This is a genomic window from Streptomyces sp. NPDC058291 (assembly GCF_042880855.1).
Lineage (GTDB): Bacteria > Actinomycetota > Actinomycetes > Streptomycetales > Streptomycetaceae > Streptomyces.
Genome location: NZ_JBHVYK010000119.1, coordinates 1 through 2,693, shown reverse-complemented (window position 1 = coordinate 2,693; position 2,693 = coordinate 1). Strand labels below are relative to the sequence as shown.

At 77.1% G+C, this 2,693-nt stretch carries 5 protein-coding genes; all 5 read right to left on the bottom strand.

Features of this window, described 5'->3' with window-relative positions:
- Nucleotides 1–432 (bottom strand): WD40 repeat domain-containing protein (locus ACFVYK_RS35115; protein ID WP_389780809.1); only part of this gene is annotated, 432 nt, incomplete at its 3' end.
- Nucleotides 389–910 (bottom strand): hypothetical protein, encoded by a 522-nt coding sequence (locus ACFVYK_RS35110; RefSeq protein ID WP_389780794.1) that lies wholly within the window; start codon nucleotides 908–910, stop codon nucleotides 389–391. The genes ACFVYK_RS35115 and ACFVYK_RS35110, both read right to left, overlap by 44 nt.
- Nucleotides 894–1,391, bottom strand: a complete 498-nt coding sequence (locus ACFVYK_RS35105; RefSeq protein WP_389780793.1) for an RNA polymerase sigma factor — start codon at nucleotides 1,389–1,391, stop codon at nucleotides 894–896. The genes ACFVYK_RS35110 and ACFVYK_RS35105 overlap by 17 nt, the downstream gene beginning before the upstream one ends.
- Entirely contained in the window at nucleotides 1,388–2,050 is a 663-nt protein-coding gene (locus ACFVYK_RS35100; protein ID WP_389780792.1) for a class F sortase, read from the bottom strand. The genes ACFVYK_RS35105 and ACFVYK_RS35100 overlap by 4 nt, the downstream gene beginning before the upstream one ends.
- The gene (locus ACFVYK_RS35095) at nucleotides 2,047–2,397 is read right to left on the bottom strand and encodes a sortase-dependent protein (RefSeq protein ID WP_389780808.1); all 351 of its coding nucleotides are present in this window, start codon (nucleotides 2,395–2,397) and stop codon (nucleotides 2,047–2,049) included. The genes ACFVYK_RS35100 and ACFVYK_RS35095 overlap by 4 nt, the downstream gene beginning before the upstream one ends.
- Nucleotides 2,398–2,693: the final 296 nt, after the last annotated feature.

Here is a 2,693-nt window from a genome sequence, read left to right as displayed (position 1 = left end):
GCCGTCCTCGCCGCCGCTCGCCAGCAGCGAGCCGTCGGGGCTGAAGGAGACCGCCAGCACCCGGCCGGTGTGGCCGGTCAGGGCGGCGGTCGCGCGGCCGGTGCGGGCTCCCCGAGGGCGGACCGTGCGGTCGTCGCCGGCGGGCGCGAGCTGCGGGCGGCGCGTGGGCCGCGGCCGTCCACAGCTTGCCGGATTGGCCGGTCGGCCGGTGCAGGGCCGCGCGCCGGTACTCGCCCGTCTCGGCGTTCCACAGGTACATGTCGCCGTCGCTGCTCGCGGTGGCCGGCAGCGGGCCCCGGGGCTGAAGACGGCCGAGGCCAGCCGGTCGCCGGGCGGACTCCATGGCAGGAGCGAACGGACCGCGACGGCTACGGTGCGTGAATCGGCCTCAACGGCGCGCCTTCGACGCGGACGGCGCGATCGACGGCTCACTGCGCTGGGCCGACCGCGTGTCCTGCGGGCTCGGCGTCGGGCCCGGGCCGACGGTGTGGTCCGTGTCCGGGGCAGCGGCGCCGGTGCGAGCAACGGGGGTCGGAGTCTCGGGGGCGCGCCCCGTGTCCGCCCCTCGGGTAGGGGGGTCGGCGGCCTCCGGCGACGAGGGCGACGGCGTGGAGACGGTCGAGGGAGGGCCGGTCGCCGGGGGCGGGGCGAGCGGCACGCCCGGACGCGCGGGCGCGTCGGAGTGCGTCAGGCGCAGCGGCAGCAGGACGGCGAGCACGGTGACCGCGCAGGCCGCGCCCACCCCGGCCGCGGTGCGCAGCGCCCGGCGGCGGACCGCGCCGCGGCGGATCTCCTGGTAGCGGCCGGGGGGCGGGCCGAGGTGGCCGGCGGGGGGCCGCAGGATGACGGTCAGGGGGTCGTCGGGGTCCAGGTCCGGGCCGTCGTCGAAGTCGTCAGCCGGTGTGATCAAGGCTTCTCCTCAGGTGGACGCGGAGCAGTTCGCGGGCCGCGTGCAGATCGGCCTTGACGGTTCCTTCCTTGCGCCCGGTCAGCACGGACACCTCCCGGATCGGCATGTCAGCGTAGTAGTGCAGCAGGATCGGCACGCGCAGCCGGTCGGGCAGCGACTGCACGAGCATCCGCACCGACGGGTCGGCCTGTTCGGCCGGCGGCGCGACGGCGACCTCGACCGAGACCCGCCGCACCGCCCGGCGTTCCCGCTCCAGCTTGCGCCAGTGGTCGCGGACCAGGTTGGCGGCGGTGACGAAGAGGAAGCCCTGCGGCTCGGTCACCGTCGTCCAGCGCGCCCAGAGCCGGGTGAACGCCTCCGAGGCGATCTCGTGCGCCGTCTCGTCGTCGTCGACGAGACGGCGGCACCAGCCGGCGAGGCGGGGGTAGAGGGCGGCGAACAGTTCGGACGCCGCCCTCTCGCGCGAGCGTGGGCGTTTCAACGTTCTCCCGCGGTACTCGACGCGTCACCGGATGCGGACCCGGCGCTGAGCGCGGCGAAGACGATCACGTTGTCGCGGTACCCGTCGCCGGTGCGCGGGCCGCCACATGTGATGAGACGCAGTTCCGGCCGGTTCACGTTCCCGTAGACCTCCTCGGTGGGGAACCGCGCCTTGTCGACGGTCCGCACGCGGGTGACGGCGAACCCGGCCGTCGTGCCGTTCTCCAGGCGCACCGCGATCCGGTCGCCCTGGTGCAGCCGGTCGAGGCGCCGGAACACGCCGTCCCCGTACCGGCCGACCGTGACGTGGGCGAGGATCACCGACGGTCCGGTCTGTCCCGGCGTCGGCGAGTGCTCGTACCACCCCGCCCGGTCGTGCCGCTCGACGGGCGGCACCTGCACCGTGCCGTCGGCGGCCAGCCCCAGCCGCATGACCGGGGTGTCCACCCCGATGGCAGGGATCCGCAGCCCGACCGGCGCCGAGCGCGCGAGGGGCCGCGCCGCCCGGGCGGCCGGGGACGGAGACCCCGAGCCGCCGGCGGCGGCCGGGGCGGTCGCGCCGGGCGCCGCGGCCGGATCGGTCCCATGGGCGGTGCAGCCCGTGAACAGCAGCACCGCCAGGGCCGCGAGCGCCGGGGCGCGCCTGGAGAGCGGGCTCATGCGCCGGTCGCCCTCCGGCGCCGCACGACGTAGAGGACGGAGCCGGCCGCCGCGAACGCGGCCGCCGCGCCGCCGCCGATCAGCGTGCCGTGGCCTTCGGAGGCCGGCTCGGCGACGCCGGTGTCGGCCGCGCCCCTCGGCACGACGCCGACCTGGCTCGGCGCGGCGGACGGGGCGCTGGCGCCCTCGGGCGCCTTGGTCGGGCCGGTGTCGGACGCGGCCGGGGCCGGGTTCGCGCGGGTGCTGGGAACGGGGGACGGCGTCCCCGCGTCCGCGAGCGCGGGCGCCGCGCCCACCAGCAGGGCCGTGCTCGCAACTGCCAGGGCGGCGAGGCCCGTTCGGGGCATGAGTCGCATGAATGGCTCTCTTTCGTCGGTCCGTGGACGGATCGAGCGAAGAGACGAGGCAGCCCGGCAACAGGTTGTAAAGAGATGGCAAAGCCGCGACGACGGCGCCCGTCCGACGCCGGACGACGCCGGACGACGCCGGCGACAGGGCGGTCACGAAGGTGGATCGCGCCGGTCGGCGCCCCGGGTCCGCGTCCCGGCAGCGCTCCCGGACGGCGGTCCGGACGGCCGGACGGACGGACGGACGGACGGGCGGACGGGCGGACGGACCGACGGACGGCCGGACGGACCGACGG